The sequence below is a fragment of the Curtobacterium flaccumfaciens pv. betae genome, from assembly GCF_026241855.1.
In the GTDB taxonomy this organism is placed as follows: Bacteria; Actinomycetota; Actinomycetes; order Actinomycetales; family Microbacteriaceae; genus Curtobacterium; species Curtobacterium flaccumfaciens.
Map to the genome: position 1 here is coordinate 130,935 of NZ_JAPJDC010000001.1, position 17,537 is coordinate 148,471.

Sequence of the window (17,537 nt, forward strand, 5' to 3'; positions counted from 1 at the left end):
AGTGCGAACACCGGTGTCCCGCAGGGCGTCAGGGGTGGCGGGTGCCCTCGCCCGCCAGCACGGCGCGGTAGCCCTCGCGGAACGTCGGGTACCGCGGTGTCCATCCCGTCGACCGGAGCAGCGCGTTCGACAGGCGCTTGTCGCCGCCGGCCTGCCGCGCGTCACCGTCGCCCGTCGACGGCTCGGCGACGTGGAGTTCCTCGGCCAGGAACCGCAGCACGTCGTCCAGCCGACTCGGCTCGTCGTCGGTGCCCAGGTAGAGCGGTGCCGGATCCGGCAGCGCCGCCAGGTGCACGAGCGCTGCTGCGGCGTCGTCGCGGTGGATGCGGTTCGTGTGCGGTGAGGTCCCCGGTGCCAGCCGTGCGGCACCGGACCGCACCTGGTCGATGAGCCGCTCGCGGCCCGGACCGTAGACGCCCGACAACCGCACCAGCACGGCGCCGGGAGCGCGCTCGCGCAGCAGGACCTCGGCCTCGACCAGGACCTCGGCGGTCGGGGTCGCCCCGCGCGCGGGTGTCTCCTCGGTGACCTCGCTGCCGTCCGAGACGTCGTACACGGCGGTCGAGGACACGACGAGCACCCGGGGGTCGGCCTCCGAGGCGTCGATGCCGTCGAGCACGTTGCGCAGCCCGTCGACGTAGGTGGCGCGGTACTCGTCGACGTCGCGGCTGCCAGCGGCGAAGGCCACGACGACGACGCTCGTGTCGGCCGGGATCTCGGGGAGCTCGTGTCGAAGGTCGACGCTCCGGCCGGTGATCGGCGCGGGGATCAGCTCGGCGCGGCGGCGGAGTCCGATCACGTGGTGGCCCAGGTCGGCGAAGCGCAGGCCGGCTTCGGTCCCGAGGTCGCCGCATCCGGCGATGACGACTGTCGTGGAGTTCTGCACGGCTCGACCTTGGCACGGTCTCATGGTGGAAGGCGGGGAGCTTGGTGATAATGGTTCTCAACTGGATGATCACCGTCCGGTCTTCTCGACAGGAGTTCCATGTCCCCTCGATCCCTGCGTCTCCTCCCCGCGCTCGTCCTGGCCGGGCTCGTCCCGCTCGTCGGCACCGCGATCGCCGTCCCCGCGTCGGCTGCACCCGCCGTGACCCGGACCGCCCACCACAGCTGGCTCGTCACGGCTGACCCGACGGCGAAGCGCGTGTACGTCAACGACGCCGTCACGGGCAGGCGGACCGCCACCCTGAGCGGGATCGAGTTCGGCACCCACGCGGGCTCCGTGCAGCTCGGCCACGGGCGGATCGCGTTCATGGACGAGTCGAAGCCGCAGCTCGACGTCATGGCGATCGGTCCCCGCGGCACCGCGCGGATCTCGCAGCACTACGCGATCCCGAACGCCGACAAGCGCTGGGAGCGTGCCGGCTGGCTGTCGACCGACACCGCGCGCCGGCACCTGGCGGTCGGCTCCGACTTCGACGGCTCCGAGCGGCAGCGGGTCACCGTCATCGACCTCCGACGGAAGACGGAGCGCACCGCACAGATCGACACCTCGGCGGTGCAACTCGCGACCACGGGCAAGCGCGGCACCGAAGAGGTCGAGACGTTCCTGGTCGGCAGCCCCCTGCGCCTGGTCGTCACCGCGGGCGGACGCCTCGACGCCTACTCCGTGTCCGCGATCATGCGCGGCGCGACGCACCCGCGCCCCGTCGCGACCACGCCCCTCGGCGCCTACCCGCACGGCCCGATCGTCAACGCCACGGGGACGGTGATCGGCTCCGACCTGGCCGCCGGCGTGCAGACCGTCCGGGTGACGCGGACCGGCTTCACGGGATCCCGGTCCGTCGCGTACCCGAAGCCGAGCGTGCAGAGCTACCGCCCCCGCACGGCGCCGGACGGGACGACCGTGGTCGGCACCCAGGCCGGCAGCACGGCTGCGGGCACCCCGTGGAACGCCGTCCCCGCGTACCTGACCACCTCGTCGACGTCCTCGAGCAGGATCCGCAGCGTCGACCTCGGCACCGGGTCCTTCACCCGTGTCGCCGTCACCGCCCGGTTCGCCGCCGTCGCGCTGACGTCGGGCACCGGAGACTCGCTCGTCCTGGTGCGGAAGCAGACCGACGGTGTCTACTCCGGCCCGACGACCTCGGTCCCGCTCACGCCGTTGCGCAAGGGTCCCGTCGCCGGACAGTCGGCCGCCGGGGCCTCGGTGCGGTTCACCGCGGCGACCGACGACGGCCGCAGTGTGTTCGTGACGCGGGGCGACGAGGGGGAGATCACCCAGATCGACACCACCGGCACGAAGCCCTCGGTGCTGCGCACCATCACGCTGCCCACGGCGCTCGCCGGGGGTGGGTACCTGACGACGGTCGACTCGACGGTGGCCCCGTACGACCTCAGCGGTCGCTGACCGGCCGACCCGTCGGTGGGCCGAACCGCTGACTGACCGCCCGACCAGCCGCCGACCGCCCCTCGGGGTGGTCGGCGGCTAGGGTCCTGGTGTGATCGTCTGGCTGAACGGAACCCACGGGGCGGGGAAGACGACGACGAGCCGACTGCTCCAGCCGCTGCTGCCCGGTTCGCGGATCCTGGATGCCGAGAAGGTCGGCGAGGTGCTGATGGACGTCACGCCGGGGCTGCCGGCCAGCGACAACTTCCAGCACTGGGACCCGTGGCGGCCGCTCGTGGTCGAGACCGCTCGCCGGGTGCACGACTACGTGGGCGGGCCGCTCATCATGCCGATGACGGTCCTGGTCGAGGCCTACTGGCGTGAGATCGCCGCGGGGCTCGCGGACCACGGGATACCGGTCCGGCACTTCGTGCTGCACGTCGATGGGCCGACGCTCCGCGACCGGATCCAGAACGATCAGATCGTGGGGCCGTCGACGTTCCGGTTCGCGTACGTCGACGCCTACGCCGAGGCGGCGCGCGGCTGGCTGCACGCCGAGGCCGAGGTCATCGACGCGACCGAGGCCCCCGCCGCCGAGGTCGCACGGGCCGTCGCGGACGCGGTGGCGTCAGAGCGCTGACAGCACGGCTCTGTCCGCCGCACGCAGCCCCGGGGTTCGCCACCGCCCGGATCATGCCGGAGACTGGTGCGGGTCGCTCACGAAGCCGCCCGCCCCACCACCAGCAAGGAAGGCTCCGCATGCCCGAGCTCCCCGTCGTGTTCGAAGTCGGCTCGATGATCGCCCTGGTCGCGATCCTGCTCGCCGACCTGCTCATCGTCGCGCGTCGCCCGCACGTGCCGACGCTGCGCGAATCCGGTATCTGGGTGGGCATCTACGTCGGACTCGCACTGGTCTTCGCGGTGCTCATGCTGGTCTTCGCCGGTGGCGACTCCGCCGGGCAGTTCCTGGCGGGCTGGCTCACCGAGTACAGCCTGAGCATCGACAACCTGTTCGTGTTCGTCATCATCATGGCGCGCTTCTCGGTGCCGAAGAAGATCCAGCAGGAGGTGCTGCTGCTCGGCATCATCATCGCGCTCGTGCTCCGCGGGATCTTCATCCTGGTCGGCGCGCAGCTCATCGAGAACTTCTCGTGGATCTTCTACATCTTCGGTGCCTGGCTGATCTGGACGGCGATCCAGCAGCTCCGCGGCGAGGACGAGGACGACCAGAAGGACACCTTCATCGTCCGGCTGCTCCGCCGTCGGGTCCGTCTCACCGACACGTACGACGGCATGAAGTTCCGCACCCACCACGACGGTGTCCGGCACTTCACGCCGCTGCTCATCGTGCTCATCGCGATCGGCACCACCGACCTGCTGTTCGCGCTCGACTCGATCCCGGCGATCTTCGGCATCACCGAGAGCCCCTTCATCGTGTTCACCGCGAACGTCTTCGCGCTGATGGGCCTGCGCCAGCTCTACTTCCTGCTGGGCGGACTGCTCGAGCGTCTGGTCTACCTGAAGTACGGCATCGCCGTGATCCTGGCCTTCATCGGCGTGAAGCTCGTCCTGCACGCGCTGCACGACAACGAGCTGCCGTTCCTGAACGGCGGCCACCACATCGAGTGGGCGCCGGAGATCAACACGTGGGTGTCCCTGCTGGTGATCGTCGCCGCGATGGCCGTGTCGACGCTGGCGAGCCTCGTCCGGATGCGCGGCGAGACCCCGGCCGCCGACGCCGCGACCGCGGACGACACAGCGGCGGACGATGACCGGGCCGACCAGGACCGGGCCGACCAGGACCGAGCCGACCAGGACCGCGCCCGCACCTCCGACTGAAACCCGTTTGAACGATCCGCCCTGCCGTCTCGTCGTCTGGGTATGGCACTCCGCAAACGCACCAAGGTCATCATCGGGATCTCCGCCGGCGTCGTCGTCGTGGCGGCAGCAGCCGTCATCGCCGGCCCGGTCATCTACGCGAACACCGTCAACGGCCAGGCCGCCGCAGCCCCCTCGCTGTCGGCGTCCTCGTCCGGCACCCTCGACGCGAAGGACGCCGACGGCACCTGGACCAGCACGAGCAGCTCGTACGCCGGGTACCGGGTGCACGAGGTCCTGCAGGGGAATGATGTGAACGTGGTCGGTCGCACGAAGGACGTCAAGGGCACCGCCGTCGTCGACGGCGGCTCCCTCACCAAGGCGACCGTCACCGTCCAGGTCGGCAAGATCAGCACCCCCGAAGCGGCCCGCGACGAGTACTTCCGCTCCACCGCGCTGCAGACCGACAAGTACCCCACTGCCACGTTCGAGCTGACGAAGCCCGTCGACGTCACGAAGGCGCTCGACGGCTCCACGCAGGACGTCACCCTGACCGGCACGATGGACCTGCACGGTGTCGAGAAGCCGGTCACGGCCGACGCGCAGGTCGCGGTCGGCAAGGGCGGGACCGTCCAGGTCGCCGGCACCGTGCCGATCACCTTCGCCGACTACGGCGTGAAGGCCCCGTCGCTCGGCTTCGTCACCGTGGACGGGAAGGGCTCCGTCGAGTTCTCCCTCGACCTCGGGAAGTGACCGTGACGAGTCGTTCCGCGGACGAGCTGCTCGCGACGCTGTACCGCGAGCACGGTGACGCGCTCACGCGGTACGTCCGGCACCTCACGCGGGACGGCTCGACGGTCGAGGACGTCGTGCAGGAGACGATGGTCCGGGCCTGGCAGCGTCCGGCCGTGCTCGAACGGGCACCCGACAGCGCGCGGGCGTGGCTGTTCACGGTGGCGCGCAACCTGGTGGTCGACGACGCGCGGTCGGCACGCAACCGCCGCGAGCACGGCACCGAGCACCAGGTCGAACGGATCGAGTCGGACAGCACGGACGCCGTGCTGGACCGGATCGTCGTCGCCGACGCACTCGCGTCGCTGACCGCGGACCACCGCCGCGTGGTGGTGGACGCGTACTGGCTCGGGCACACGGTGCCGGAGATCGCACGGCGACACGACATCCCGGAGGGCACCGCCAAGTCGCGCTTGCACTACGGGCTGCGAGCCCTCCGGCTCGCACTGCAGGAACGAGGAGTGACCCGATGAGCGACGACAAGTACGCGGAGTGGGATGCGGCGTACGTCCTGGGGTCGCTCCCGGCCGGTGAACGCCTGGAGTACGAGCGGCACCTCGAGACGTGCGACCGCTGTGCGGCCGCCGTCGCCGAGCTGGTCGGTCTGCCGGGGCTGCTCGGCAAGCTGCCGGCCGACCAGGCGATCGAGATCGCAGAACCAGACGGGAGGCCCGACACCCGTTCCGAGAGCGACCTCGCCTCCGTCGCGCACCGCGTCCGACACCGTCGCCGCCGTCGCCGGGTCTGGGTCGCCGCCACCGCGGGGCTCGCGGTGGTCGCCGCCGTCCTGGGCGGGCTCGCGGTCGGTGCCGCGGGGGAGCGCACCACGGTGCAGGCCGGTGCCGCTCCGACGGCAGCTGCCACCGCCGACCGCTACGACATGACCGGCGTGCAGGGACTCGACGTCCAGCTCGCCATCAGCGGCGAGCAGTGGGGCACCCGCTTCGACTGGGGGTGCTCGTACGGCGGCAAGGAGTGGTCGCCGGACGGGTCGATCCTCTACGACCTGGTCGTCGTCCGGACGGACGGCACGACGCAGACCGTGGGGTCGTGGACGGCTGCCGGCGCGGACGCACGAGGGCTGTCGGCGTCGACGGACATCCCGCGGGACGACATCAAGAGCGTGCAGGTCCGGCTGCGCGGTGAGCGCGGCGCGCTCGCCGTCGTCACGCTCTAGCCGACGTCGGCCTCGTCCGAGGCGTCGTCGGGGCCGATGGCGTCCTGGACGCGCGCACTGACGGACCGCAGCGTCTCGGCGTCGGTCCCCACGGGCCTCCAGAACAGGTCCTCGAGCGCACCGGTGTGCGCGCGGATGCCGGCGAGCACCGCACGACGGCCGTCCGCGGTCATCACCACCCAGCTGCCGCGGGCGTCGCTCGGGCAGTCCGCCCGCTCGACCAGGCCGCGGGAGACCATCCGCGTGACCTGGTGGCTGACGCGCGACTTCTCCCAGCCGATGCCCGCGGCGATGTCCCGGACGCGCAGACGGTGGTCCGGGTCGCGGTGCAGGCCGATCAGGATCTCGAACTCGGGGACGGAGATGCCGGCGCCCGCCTGGACGGCCCGGTCGAGCGCCCGGTCGAGTCGTCGCCAGACGTCGTGGTACGCGTCCCAGGTGGCCCAGTCGTGGCCACCGTTGCCCTCCGTCGACATGCCGACCAGCGTATCCACCGGGCGGACGGTCGGACCGCGCAGCGACCCCTTTCATCCGCTCGGATGACTCCTGGTCGACGTACGGCGTGCTCCGAGGTCGCGTCGGACGTGCGGCATACGATCGGGGGATGCCGAGTGCTCGCCTCCAGGACACCACCGATGACGCCGTCGCGCTCGTGCGCCGGTGGCTGGCGGCGTCCGCCGGGGTGAAGCCCGACCCGGGCGCGGTCCGTCTGGCCGAGGTCCTGCGCGACGAGCAGGGCCTCGACTTCACCCGGGGTTTCGTGGACAAGGTCGTCCGCCCCGAAGACCCCCGCGTGGCGGCACGGAACCTCGAGCAGCTGAGCCGTGACGTCCCCGACTTCCTCGCCTGGTACCTGCGCGGGGCGGTGACGCTCGGCGGTGGGTTCGCCACCATGGCGCCGTGGGCCGTGATCCCGACCGCGCGCCGGATCCTGCGCCGGATGACCGGGCACCTGGTCATCGACGCGAGCACGAGCAAGCTCGGCCCGGCCCTCGCCAAGGTCCGCGGTCCGGGCACGCGACTGAACGTGAACCTGCTCGGCGAAGCCGTCCTCGGCAGCGCCGAGAGCGACCGACGCCTGCAGGGCACCATGGACCTGCTCGCCCGCGACGACGTCGACCACGTGTCGATCAAGGTGAGCTCCGTCGTGCCGCAGACCTCGCCGTGGGCCTTCGACCAGACGGTCGAGCGCGTCGTCGACCGGCTCGTCCCGCTCTACCGTCTTGCCGCGGCACCGACGGCCGTCGGACGCCCGGCCAAGTTCATCAACCTCGACATCGAGGAGTACCGCGACCTCGACGTCACCCTGGCCGTGTTCCGGGCGCTGCTCGACCGTGACGAGTTCGCCGACCTGCAGGCCGGCATCGTGCTGCAGGCCTACCTGCCCGACGCCGCGGGAGCGCTCGACGCGCTGACCGAGTGGGCGCAGGAACGCCGGGCACGCGGCGGTGCCCCGATCACGGTGCGGCTCGTCAAGGGCGCGAACCTCGCCATGGAGCACGTCGACGCGATCCTGCACGGGTGGCCCCTCGCCACCTGGGGCAGCAAGCGCGAGACCGACACCGCCTACCTCCGGATGCTCGACGCCGCACTGACGCCGGAGCGCACCGACGCCGTGCGGATCGGGGTCGCCGGGCACAACCTGTTCGACCTCGCCACCGCATGGGTGCTCGCGCAGCGCCGCGGGGTCACCGACGCCGTCGACGTCGAGATGCTGCTCGGTATGGCGTCCACCCACGCCCAGGCCGTCCGAGCCGACGTCGGGCAGATCCTGCTCTACACGCCCGTCGTGCAGCCGGACGAGTTCGACTCGGCCATCGCGTACCTCGCCCGTCGCCTGCAGGAGAGCGCGAGCCCCGAGAACTTCATCGCCGCCGCAGCCGACATCGACCACGACGCCAGCGTCTTCGAGCGGGAGCACAGCCGGTTCCTGGCGTCGGTCGCCGCCCTCGACGAGCCCGTCCCCGCCAGCCACCGCACGCAGGACCGCCACCGTGCCCTCGGCGAACCGGTCCTGCGCGACGCGTTCCGCAACGCCCCCGACACCGACCCGTCCGTCGCCGCGAACCGGGCCTGGGCGCTCGACGTCCTGCGCCGGGTGCCGCGCTCGCAGCTCGGCGCACAGACGATCCGCGGCGCGAAGGTCGCCGACCGGTCCAAGCTCGAGCGGATCATGGCGCGGACCGCCCAGGCCGGCGTGAACTGGGGGCGGCAGGACCCGTCCGACCGTGCCGAGCTCCTCGACCTCATCGGGCACGAACTCGAGACCCGCCGCGCCGACCTGATCGAGGTGATGGCCGCCGAGACGGGCACGACCTTCGCCGGGGCCGACGCCGAGGTGACCGAGGCCGTCGACGCCGCCCACTACTACGCCGAGAGCGCCCGGCGCCTCGGTGACGTCGAGGGCGCGCAGTACGTGCCGCCGCGGCTGACCGTCGTCGTGCCGCCGTGGAGCTCCCCGGTCGCGATCCCCGCCGGTGGCGTGCTGGCGGCGCTCGCCGCGGGCAGCGGTGTCGTGCTCAAGCCCGCGCCCGAGGCGAAGCGCTCCGGTGCCGTGCTCGCCGACGTGCTCTGGGACGCCGGGGTGCCGCACTCGCTGCTGCAGCTCGTCGACCTGGCCGAGGACGAACTCGGCCGCGACCTCATCGGCCACCCCACGGTCGACCGCATCATCCTGACCGGCTCGTCCGACGCCGCCCGCTCGTTCCGCTGGTGGCGTGCCGGACTGCCGCTCACCGCCGAGACGAACGGCAAGAACGCCATCGTCGTCACGCCGAGCGCCGACCTCGACTTGGCGGTGCAGGACATCGTGCAGTCCGCCTTCGGGCACGCCGGACAGCAGTGCTCGGCGGCGTCCCTCGTGATCCTGGTCGGGTCCGTGGGTGAGAGCGAGCGCTTCCAGCGGCAGCTCGTCGACGCCACCCGCACGCTCCGGGTCGCGTGGCCGGACGACCCCACGGCGCAGGTCGGCCCGCTCGTCGCCGAACCGCATGGCACGCTCCGCCAGGGGCTGACCGAGCTCGGGCCGGGGGAGTCCTGGCTCGTGCAGCCCGAAGCGGTCGACGACTCCGGCCGGCTCTGGTCGCCGGGCATCCGGGACGGCGTCCGACCCGGCAGCGACTTCCACCAGACCGTGTACTCCGGCCCGGTGCTCGGCATCATGCGCGCCGAGACCCTCGAGCAGGCGATCGCCATCCAGAACGGCACCGACTTCGGGCTGGCGGCGGGCATCCACTCGCTCGACGTCGACGAGGTGTCCGAGTGGCTGGCCCGGGTCCACGCCGGCAACCTGTCCGTCAACCGCGGCATCACCGGTGCCGTCGTGGGGCGCCAGCCGTTCGGTGGCTGGAAGGGTTCCTCGGTCGGCACCGGTACCAAGGCCGGAGGCCCGATGTACGTCGCGACCCTCGGCCGCTGGCAGCCCACACCCCGGACCGTGCACAAGAGCATCCAGCTGCACGGCCTGCCCCCACGCGTCACCGCGGTGATCGAGGCCGCACGCAGCGGGCTGTCGTTCGAGGAGTTCGACCGTGTCCGCGCCGGAGCCCTGAGCGACGTGCATGCACGAGAGACGCTCTTCCGGTCGCGGGACCTGTCCGGGCTCGTGGTACAGCGGAACGTGCTGCGCCACCGACCCCAGTCCGTCATCGTGCGCCAGGCCGAGGACGCCTCGACCGTGGACCTCGTCCGGACGTTCGTCGCCGCGACCTCGGCACGCGCGCACATCCTGCTCAGCACGGCTCGGCCGCTGCCGGGCCCACTCACGCAGCTGCTCGCGTCGAACCGGTCCCCGCTCGACGTCGTCGACCACCTGGTCGAGTCCGATCAGGAGTTCCACGCCCGCGCATCGTCGGGAGCCGTGTTCCAGGCGGACTGGTCCACCGACCAGGACGACCAGCCGGTCGACGCGCTCGAGGCCGTGCTGTCGCAGGGGCAGGACCGGCCGGCCCACACGGCGTTCGGTGGTCCCGGTGCCCGGATCCGGTTGCTCGGCGGTGATCCGCTCGCCCTCGAAGAAGCCCTGGGTGCGAGCATCGACGTCGCGATCCACGACGCCCCCGTGGTCGAGGCCGGTGTGATCGAGATGCTGCCGTACCTGCGCGAGCAGTCGGTGTCGATCACCGCGCACCGGTTCGGCGACGTCGACAGCGACTTCTCCGAGCTGCGCGTCTAGGCGCGTCGCGCGTCGCGCGTTCCGCTTCGGGCGTTCCGCTTCGTGAGCAGAAGAGGTCGGGTTCCCAGACGGGACCCGACCTCTTCTGCTCACGAAGTGACCCGAGGATCAGTCCTCGGCGTCACCCGCGTCTTCGTCCTCGACGCCGGTCTCGTCCATGCGGTCGCGCAGGTGGTCCGCCATCGCGCCGGCGCCCTCACCGGCGTGGTCGTGGTCGACCTGCTCGATCAGGCCCTGCAGCTTCTCGTGGTTCGTGGCATCGGTGGCACCGTCCATGACGGGCTCGGTCTGCTCGTTGTCGCTCATGCTCCGGACGCTACGCCGCGGTTGCTGCGGAACGGTAGTGGAGCTCGACCGCCCCGCCGTCGAACTGCGTGGTGCCGACGAGCTCGAACACCGGGGTCGGTGCGGCGACCGGCAGCAGGGGAGCTCCGCCGCCGAGTGCGACCGGCATCACGGTGACCCGCAGCTCGTCGAGGATGCCCGCCTGCTGGTACTGCGCCGCGAGCAGTCCGCCGCCGACGACCCAGACGTCACGCCCGGCGGCCTCGCGCTCGAGGTCGGCCTGGTGGTCGCCAACCTCGCCCGAGACGAAACGCACGTCGACGCCGTCGGGCACCGGCAGGTCTCGGGTCGTGAACACCCACGTCGCCAGGTCCGGGTACGCCCACGTGTCGTCGTGCTCGAGCAGCCACTCGTACGTCGTCGACCCCATCGCGATCGCCCCGACGCCGGCGAAGAACCGGTCGTGGTGCTCCTGGAACGGCTCGAACCCGAACTGCAGCAGCCAGTCGAGGTCGTCGTCGGGCGCAGCGACGAAGCCGTCCAGCGAGGACGCGACGGAGTAGATCGTGCTCATGCCAGGGACGCTACCGAGCACCCCCGACAGGAGTCAGCGACGACCGCCGCGACCGACGACCGTTGCCTCGGCGACCGCGAGCACCGCGGCGACCCAGAACTGGTCGAGCGCGAACCGGCGTCGACGGGGATCGGCGACGGCCAACGGCACCATCGTCGCGCCGTGCAGGGCGTCCACGACGGCGCTCAGGGTGTGCGCGTTGCCGGAACCAGCTCGCGCGACGAGCGCAGCCTGTGCGAGCTGTCGGACCCCGAGCACGCCGTGCAGCACGGCCTGGTCCGACCCTCGGGCCGCACGGCTCAGGTGCCACAGGCCGAGCCCGGCACGGGCCAGCTCGACGACGGCTGCCCCGTTACCGGCGGACGACCGGCGGCTCATCGTCGGCGTCCCGCGACGAGTGCAGCGGCACCGGCCGCGCTGAGCACCGCCCCGATGATGCCGTTGCCGACCCGGCGGTGCTCCACCCACCAGGTCTGCGGTGACCAGGCATGCGCTGACTCGTCGAAGACCCCGTGCGCACCGTGGTCGCCCGGAACCGGCTCGTACAGGTTGTCCCGCATCTCGAGGCCGTCCTTGTCCGGTGCCTGCTGCCCGTCGACCAGGGTCTTGGCGGCGTACCAGTCGGCGAAGCGTCCGCTGATCCGGTTGCCGAGGATCGTGTAGACCGTCGACTCGCCCACCCAGGTGCGGCTGCGCGGTCGTTCGGCCACGGCGGCGATGGCGCGGGCCCCGACCTCGGGCTGGTAGATCGGGGCGACCGGCTGCGGGTGGTGCGGCAGCTTCGACTTCACCCACTGGAACTGGATCGTGTTGAGGGCCGGCATGTCCACGCGGGACACCTTGACCTTGCTGCCCTGTTCGCGCAGCTCGGAGACGACGGACTCGGTGAACCCGACGATCGCGTGCTTCGCGCCGCAGTACGCGGCCTGCAGCGGGATCCCGCGGAACCCGAGCGCCGAACCGACCTGGATCACGTGCCCACGACCGCGGGGGACCATCCGCGACAGCGCCGACCGGGTGCCGTTCACGAAGCCGAGGTAGGTCACGTGCAGCGCCCGCTCGAAGTCCTCCGGGGCGGTGTCGAGGAACTTCCCGAACACCCCGACCATCACGCCGTTCACCCACAGGTCGATCGGGCCGAGCTCCCGCTCGACCCGGTCGGCCGCGGCCTCGACGGCGTCGCGGTCGGAGACGTCGGCGACCAGGGCCAGCCCGCGTCGTCCGGCTGCCTCGACCTCGGCGACGGCGGCGTCGACGCCCTCCTGCCCGCGGGCCAGGACGGCCACGTCCCACCCCCGTGCGGCGAGCTCCCGGACGGTCGCCCGTCCCAGTCCTGCGGATCCACCGGTCACCACTGCCACTCGAGTCATGGCTCCCTTGTACCTGCGGCCGGCCGTGCACCACTCAGCCGCTGTCCCCCGAAGCGGCAGCAGCCGTGCCTCAGCGCCCCCGACCGAACCGCGTCGTGACCCCCGGCGAGTAGAGCACCGAGTCCGGCTCGAGCTCGGTCAGCCCGAAGGGCAGCCCGGCCGCCCCGACCAGGTCGTCCCGCAGCGACACCACCGATGCCCGGTGCAACGGCCACGACTCGTGCTCGTTCGGCCAGAACCGCGTCCGTCCGGCCCGGTGCACGTGCATGCCCCACCGCGCCGTCAGGAACGTCTCGAGGGGCCCCGGCTCGTCGAGCACCTCGCCCACACGGACGTCGAGCATCGACCGCAGGTGGGTGCCGTGCCGCCGCATCGCGTACCCCACGCGGCCGTCACCGCTGCGCGACTCCGCGACCGCCCACCGGTACGGCAGTCCGGTCGCGACGCGTGCGCCGATGGTCGGCAGGAGCTTGCCGGCGTCGAGCGACAGGAACACCACCCCGCGCTGCCCCTGTTCGTCGACCGTGTAGACGCGGACGTTCAGCTCGACGAAGTCGCCGATGCTCCCGGTCGAGAACGGCGGGAACCGGGTGTCCTCGAACCGGAACGCGATGAGGCCCACCCAGGTGGTCACCCCGTCGTCGGTGCCGTCGAGCGCCATCGTGTCGGGCCGCGTGCCGGCCGGCAGCAGCGGGGCCACCGCCGACACGTCGACGCGCCAGTGCACGAAGACGACGTCGAGCCAGTCCTGCGAGATCCAGGGGCGGCCCGGCAGGCCGGGGGCGACGGCCTGGAGGCCCGGGGCGCTCTGGGTGGGTCGGGTGTCGGTCACGATGTGGTCGCCTCCGGTTCGATGTGGGCTGCGACGGGTGCGTCGTCCCACCCCTGCTGCGGGGTTTCGCAGGTGCCGCGGAACACGTACTGCGAGGGACGCTTCCGCTCGCTCGACGTCCAGTCGATGGCCGGCCGTCGTCGTTCCGGGGGCAGGTACCCGATCCGGTAGACGGCCATCAGCTCGAGCGACTCGGGCACGCGGAGCAGTCCCTCGATCTCCTCCCACGCGCCGGGGGTCTCCATCGGGAAGGACACGAACTGGATCCCCAGACCGAGCTCGGTCGTCGCGAGCCAGATGTTCTCCATCGCCGCGCCCATGCTGAACACGGAGTAGAAGCCGGAGAGCTCCTCCTTCCGGTACTCGTGGCGGTCGAGCATCACGCCGAGCAGCAGCGGTGACCCGGCGACGAGCTTCCGGTTCTCCTCACCCAGGGTCTGCGGCACCCGGAGCGTGTTCATGAGCAGCTGCCCGCGCTTCGTGAACACCTGCTTCGTGAACGGCCGCAGCGGCCCGGGGAGCTTGTCGAACAGCATGCCGTCGCGTCGCTGGTCCATCTCGGCCTTGGAGAACCGGAAGTACGGCTTGTACCGCTCGAAGAACGTGCCCTCGGCCATGGTGCGGGTCATCGAGCTGCCGCTGATCTCGGCGACGCGGTCGATCGTCTGGCGTTCCTCGATCAGCACGAAGCGCCACGGCTGGCTGTTGAGCTGCGACGGCGCCCGGCCGGCGAGCTCCATGAGCAGCCGCTGGTGCTCGTCCGACACCGGATCGGGCAGGAACGGCCCGTTCGTCGTGCGTCGTCGTCGGATGGCCTCGAACAGCTCCACTGCTCACCTCTCTGATCGCCTGCGTGCGAGCACGGCCCCCAGGTAGGACGGTGCGGCGGCGACCGCGACCCTCCAGTGTGCTCCGGAGCAGTGTGCTCCGGAGCGCGGGTTCGTGCGTGGAGCGACCGCCAGGGGCACGAGTGCCGGCAGCAGGAACAGTGCGGTCCGGTCGCGCGTCCACGCGGGGGTCGTCGCGGCGACGCCGGTCAGGGTCGCGGTCACGACGAACAGGCCGTGGTGCACGACGCGGAGCTTCTTCGTGCGGATCAGCCGCACGGCGACCGCGGTGCCCCACAGGCAGTTCGCGACGTAGGCGACGCTCGCAGCGGTGACCAGCTGCCGGGCCGGGCGCGATCCCGTGGGTGCCGAGCCGCGCCTCCAGACCGTCTTCCGTCCCATGCGTGGGACGTTACGCGGTCTCTCGACTGACGAGCTTGGAGAGCACGATCGCGGAGCGGGTGTGGTCGACCTGGGGTGCGAGGCGGACCTTGTCGAGCGCCTCCTCGAGCGCGGACAGGTCCTTCGAGCGCATGTGCACGACGGCGTCGGCGCTGCCGGTGACCGTGCCGGCGTCGATGACCTCGGGGACGGTGTCGAGCAGGGCACGCAGCTCGTCGGGCGAGACGGTGCCGCGGCAGTAGAGCTCGACCCAGGCCTCGGTGCCGCGATCCTCGACGGCGGGGTCGACCTTGATCGTGAAGCCCTGGATGACGCCGTCACCGACCAGCCGGTCGACGCGGCGCTTGACGGCCGAGGCCGAGAGTCCGACCACCGACCCGATGTCGCCGTAGCCGGCGCGGGCGTTGTCCCGGAGCTGATCCAGGATGCGGTGGTCGAGCGTATCCATTTGTCCCCATCGTACGCGGACTTGTTGCGAGGCTGGTGGGTCTCGCGCACGAAACGTGCGTCACCCGAACGGGTGTCACGGTCCCGCAGGCGGGGGACTGCACTCGTCGGACGGTTCATGCCAGGCTTCTGAGTGGCGTCGATGCTTGAGTGTCACTGTTCCGCTGCGGTGAGTCTGTGGAAGGATCGACTCGGCGTCGACCTGGTCCGCTGCGGTGAGTGAGCCTGCATCTCACCGGAGCTCTTCTCCTCGTTCCGTTTCGGTTCCTGGCAGGCTCGGGCCCCGGTCCCTTCCAGGAGGACTGATGTCGAACACCGCACCCGCCCCCGAGTCCGTCGCCACCCCGGCCCGTGTCGCCACCAAGCGCACGATCCTGATGTGCAAGCCGGACTTCTACACCGTGAGCTACCGGATCAACCCGTGGATGCACCCGGAGGAGCCGACCGACACGTCGAAGGCCGTCGAGCAGTGGGAGTCGCTCGTCGCCGTCTACGAGCAGCTCGGCTTCGACATCTCGTACATCGACCCGATCGACGGCCTGCCGGACATGGTCTACGCGGCCAACGGCGGGTTCGTCCTCGACGGCATCGCGTACGGCGCGAAGTTCCAGTACCCCGAGCGCCAGCCCGAGGGCCCCGCGTACATGGACTGGTTCCGTCAGGCCGGTCTGACCGTCGCCGAGCCGGAGCAGACCAACGAGGGCGAGGGTGACTTCCTGCTCATCGGGGACACCATCTTCGCCGGCACCGGCTTCCGGTCGGACAGCACTTCGCACGACGAGCTCGCGAAGATCTACGGCCGCGAGGTCGTCACCCTCAAGCTCATCAACCTGAGCTTCTACCACCTCGACACCGCGATCGCCGTGCTCGACCCCGAGCCCTCCGTCGACGGGACGAGCAACATCGCGTACCTGGAGAGCGCCTTCGACGAGCCGTCGCTGGCGATCCTGCGCGAGCGCTTCCCCGACGCGATCATCGCCACCGAAGAAGACGCCGCGATCCTCGGTCTGAACTCGTACTCCGACGGGTACAACGTCGTGATCGCCGCCCGGGCTGTCCGGTTCGCCGAGCAGCTGCGCGAGAAGGGCTACAACCCGATCGGCGTCGACCTGTCCGAGCTGCTGCTCGGTGGTGGCGGCGTGAAGTGCTGCACCCTCGACCTGCACCCGGTCGGCACCGGCACCTCGGTCGCGCGTTCGCTCGGGGTCAGCTGATGTCGGCGGCAGCGTCGCTCGGGGTCAACACCGCGGCGGCGCTCGCCGTCGAGGACCGCGCCCTCGCGCACAACTACAGCCCGCTGCCCGTCGTCATCGCGTCGGGTGCCGGAGCGACCGTCACCGACGTCGACGGCAAGCAGTACCTGGACGGCCTCGCCGCGTACTCGGCGGTGAACTTCGGCCACGGCAACCCGCGGCTGCTCGACGCCGCACGGGCGCAGCTCGACCGCGTGACGCTCACGAGCCGCGCGTTCGTGAACGACCAGCTCGGGCCGTTCGCCGCAGCACTGGCGGCGTTGACGGAGACCGAGATGGTCCTGCCGATGAACACCGGTGCCGAGGCCGTCGAGTCCGCGATCAAGGTGTCCCGCGCCTGGGGCTACCGCGTCAAGGGCGTGCCGGCCGAGCGGGCGACGATCATCGTCGCGTCCGGGAACTTCCACGGCCGCACCACCACGATCATCTCGTTCTCGGACGACCCCTCGGCCCACGATGACTTCGGGCCGTTCACGCCGGGGTTCCGCACGGTGCCGTACGGCGACGCTGCGGCCCTGCGCGAGGCGATGGACGAGACCGTCGTCGCCGTGCTGCTCGAGCCGATCCAGGGCGAGGGCGGCGTGGTCATCCCGCCGGAGTCCTACCTTCCTGACGTCCGCGCGGTCTGCGACGAGTTCGGTGCGCTGTTCATCGCCGACGAGATCCAGTCCGGCCTCGGTCGCACCGGACACACGCTCGCGGTGCAGCGCGTCGGGGTCCGCCCCGACCTCATCACGCTCGGCAAGGCACTGGGTGGCGGCATCGTGCCGGTGTCGGCGGTCGTCGGTTCGGCTGCGGTCCTCGGCGTCCTGCGCCCCGGCGAGCACGGGTCCACCTTCGGCGGCAACCCGCTCGCCGCGGCCGTCGGCGCCGAGGTCGTGGCGATGCTCGGAGAGGGCACGTTCCAGCAGCGGGCCCTCGACGGCGAACCGCTGTTGCGCGGCCTGCTCGACGACCTGCTCGGCAAGGGTGTCGTCTCGCACCGCGTGGCCGGACTCTGGGCGGGGATCGACATCGACCCCGCGCTCGGCACCGGCAAGGAGATCTCGAAGGACCTCGCCGACCGCGGGCTCCTGGTGAAGGACACCCAGGGGTCGACGATCCGCTTCGCGCCGCCCCTGGTCGTCACCGACGACGAGGTGCGCTTCGCGATCGGAACCCTGGCCGACGTCCTGACGGCGCGCGCCTGACCTGATCCGCAAGACACCGGTGTTCGCGCGTTGAACCCCCGCATCCCGCGGTGCGGAGCGCGAACAC

Annotated in this window: 19 protein-coding genes; 9 read left to right on the forward strand and 10 right to left on the reverse strand. The window is 71.4% G+C overall.

Annotated features, from left to right (window positions below; all coding sequences use genetic code 11):
• Nucleotides 1–28: 28 nt before the first annotated feature.
• Nucleotides 29–886 carry an NAD-dependent epimerase/dehydratase family protein gene (locus ORG17_RS00640; RefSeq protein WP_301565350.1) on the reverse strand — a complete coding sequence of 286 codons (858 nt, stop codon included), beginning with the start codon at nucleotides 884–886 and terminating at the stop codon, nucleotides 29–31.
• A 99-nt stretch (nucleotides 887–985) separates the two neighbouring features.
• On the opposite strand from ORG17_RS00640, the gene ORG17_RS00645 reads away from it, so the two are divergent.
• The 6 genes from ORG17_RS00645 to ORG17_RS00670 all read left to right on the forward strand — a co-directional run bounded on the left by ORG17_RS00645 (nucleotide 986) and on the right by ORG17_RS00670 (nucleotide 6,116).
• The gene (locus ORG17_RS00645; RefSeq protein ID WP_214527260.1) at nucleotides 986–2,350 is read left to right on the forward strand and encodes a hypothetical protein; all 1,365 of its coding nucleotides are present in this window, start codon (nucleotides 986–988) and stop codon (nucleotides 2,348–2,350) included.
• Nucleotides 2,351–2,441: 91 nt separating this feature from the next.
• Nucleotides 2,442–2,969 carry a DEAD/DEAH box helicase family protein gene (locus tag ORG17_RS00650; protein ID WP_214527258.1) on the forward strand — a complete coding sequence of 176 codons (528 nt, stop codon included), beginning with the start codon at nucleotides 2,442–2,444 and terminating at the stop codon, nucleotides 2,967–2,969.
• 119 nt (nucleotides 2,970–3,088) lie between these two features.
• Nucleotides 3,089–4,168 (forward strand): TerC family protein, encoded by a 1,080-nt coding sequence (locus ORG17_RS00655; RefSeq protein ID WP_214527257.1) that lies wholly within the window; start codon nucleotides 3,089–3,091, stop codon nucleotides 4,166–4,168.
• Between the two features lie 42 nt (nucleotides 4,169–4,210).
• Nucleotides 4,211–4,900: a YceI family protein gene (locus ORG17_RS00660; RefSeq protein ID WP_027467041.1), complete on the forward strand. Its 690-nt coding sequence runs from the start codon at nucleotides 4,211–4,213 to the stop codon at nucleotides 4,898–4,900.
• Nucleotides 4,897–5,412 (forward strand): sigma-70 family RNA polymerase sigma factor, encoded by a 516-nt coding sequence (locus tag ORG17_RS00665; RefSeq protein ID WP_214527256.1) that lies wholly within the window; start codon nucleotides 4,897–4,899, stop codon nucleotides 5,410–5,412. The genes ORG17_RS00660 and ORG17_RS00665 overlap by 4 nt, the downstream gene beginning before the upstream one ends.
• Entirely contained in the window at nucleotides 5,409–6,116 is a 708-nt protein-coding gene (locus ORG17_RS00670) for an anti-sigma factor (protein ID WP_071245303.1), read from the forward strand. Before ORG17_RS00665 ends, ORG17_RS00670 begins: the two co-directional genes overlap by 4 nt.
• Here the strand turns inward: ORG17_RS00670 and ORG17_RS00675 are convergent.
• A complete protein-coding gene (locus tag ORG17_RS00675) occupies nucleotides 6,113–6,592 on the reverse strand; it encodes a MarR family winged helix-turn-helix transcriptional regulator (RefSeq protein WP_071245301.1) in 480 nt (159 codons plus the stop codon). The two genes, ORG17_RS00670 and ORG17_RS00675, sit on opposite strands and share 4 nt — an antisense overlap.
• A 128-nt stretch (nucleotides 6,593–6,720) precedes the next feature.
• On the opposite strand from ORG17_RS00675, the gene ORG17_RS00680 reads away from it, so the two are divergent.
• A complete protein-coding gene (locus ORG17_RS00680) occupies nucleotides 6,721–10,290 on the forward strand; it encodes a bifunctional proline dehydrogenase/L-glutamate gamma-semialdehyde dehydrogenase (RefSeq protein WP_214527254.1) in 3,570 nt (1,189 codons plus the stop codon).
• 108 nt (nucleotides 10,291–10,398) lie between these two features.
• Here the strand turns inward: ORG17_RS00680 and ORG17_RS00685 are convergent, their stop codons facing one another.
• The 8 genes from ORG17_RS00685 to ORG17_RS00720 all read right to left on the reverse strand — a co-directional run bounded on the left by ORG17_RS00685 (nucleotide 10,399) and on the right by ORG17_RS00720 (nucleotide 15,028).
• A complete protein-coding gene (locus tag ORG17_RS00685; RefSeq protein WP_035809337.1) occupies nucleotides 10,399–10,596 on the reverse strand; it encodes a hypothetical protein in 198 nt (65 codons plus the stop codon).
• Nucleotides 10,597–10,606: 10 nt separating this feature from the next.
• Nucleotides 10,607–11,149, reverse strand: a complete 543-nt coding sequence (locus ORG17_RS00690) for a dihydrofolate reductase family protein (RefSeq protein ID WP_138802292.1) — start codon at nucleotides 11,147–11,149, stop codon at nucleotides 10,607–10,609.
• 33 nt (nucleotides 11,150–11,182) lie between these two features.
• The gene (locus tag ORG17_RS00695) at nucleotides 11,183–11,527 is read right to left on the reverse strand and encodes a hypothetical protein (RefSeq protein WP_214527252.1); all 345 of its coding nucleotides are present in this window, start codon (nucleotides 11,525–11,527) and stop codon (nucleotides 11,183–11,185) included.
• On the reverse strand, nucleotides 11,524–12,519 hold the full coding sequence (locus ORG17_RS00700; protein ID WP_214527251.1) for an SDR family oxidoreductase: 996 nt from the start codon (nucleotides 12,517–12,519) through the stop codon (nucleotides 11,524–11,526). Before ORG17_RS00700 ends, ORG17_RS00695 begins: the two co-directional genes overlap by 4 nt.
• 70 nt (nucleotides 12,520–12,589) lie before the next feature.
• Nucleotides 12,590–13,351: a YqjF family protein gene (locus ORG17_RS00705; RefSeq protein ID WP_214527250.1), complete on the reverse strand. Its 762-nt coding sequence runs from the start codon at nucleotides 13,349–13,351 to the stop codon at nucleotides 12,590–12,592.
• Complete coding sequence (locus ORG17_RS00710) at nucleotides 13,348–14,181, reverse strand: nitroreductase family protein (RefSeq protein WP_214522669.1); 834 nt, start codon at nucleotides 14,179–14,181, stop codon at nucleotides 13,348–13,350. Before ORG17_RS00710 ends, ORG17_RS00705 begins: the two co-directional genes overlap by 4 nt.
• A 3-nt stretch (nucleotides 14,182–14,184) precedes the next feature.
• A complete protein-coding gene (locus ORG17_RS00715) occupies nucleotides 14,185–14,580 on the reverse strand; it encodes a hypothetical protein (RefSeq protein WP_214527249.1) in 396 nt (131 codons plus the stop codon).
• Between the two features lie 10 nt (nucleotides 14,581–14,590).
• Nucleotides 14,591–15,028 (reverse strand): Lrp/AsnC family transcriptional regulator, encoded by a 438-nt coding sequence (locus ORG17_RS00720; RefSeq protein WP_017887694.1) that lies wholly within the window; start codon nucleotides 15,026–15,028, stop codon nucleotides 14,591–14,593.
• A 304-nt stretch (nucleotides 15,029–15,332) separates the two neighbouring features.
• On the opposite strand from ORG17_RS00720, the gene ddaH reads away from it, so the two are divergent.
• Together ddaH and rocD are read left to right on the forward strand one after the other, a co-directional pair.
• Nucleotides 15,333–16,241 carry a dimethylargininase gene (ddaH, locus tag ORG17_RS00725; RefSeq protein ID WP_214527248.1) on the forward strand — a complete coding sequence of 303 codons (909 nt, stop codon included), beginning with the start codon at nucleotides 15,333–15,335 and terminating at the stop codon, nucleotides 16,239–16,241.
• Complete coding sequence (rocD, locus tag ORG17_RS00730) at nucleotides 16,241–17,470, forward strand: ornithine--oxo-acid transaminase (RefSeq protein WP_214527247.1); 1,230 nt, start codon at nucleotides 16,241–16,243, stop codon at nucleotides 17,468–17,470. The genes ddaH and rocD overlap by 1 nt, the downstream gene beginning before the upstream one ends.
• Nucleotides 17,471–17,537: the final 67 nt, after the last annotated feature.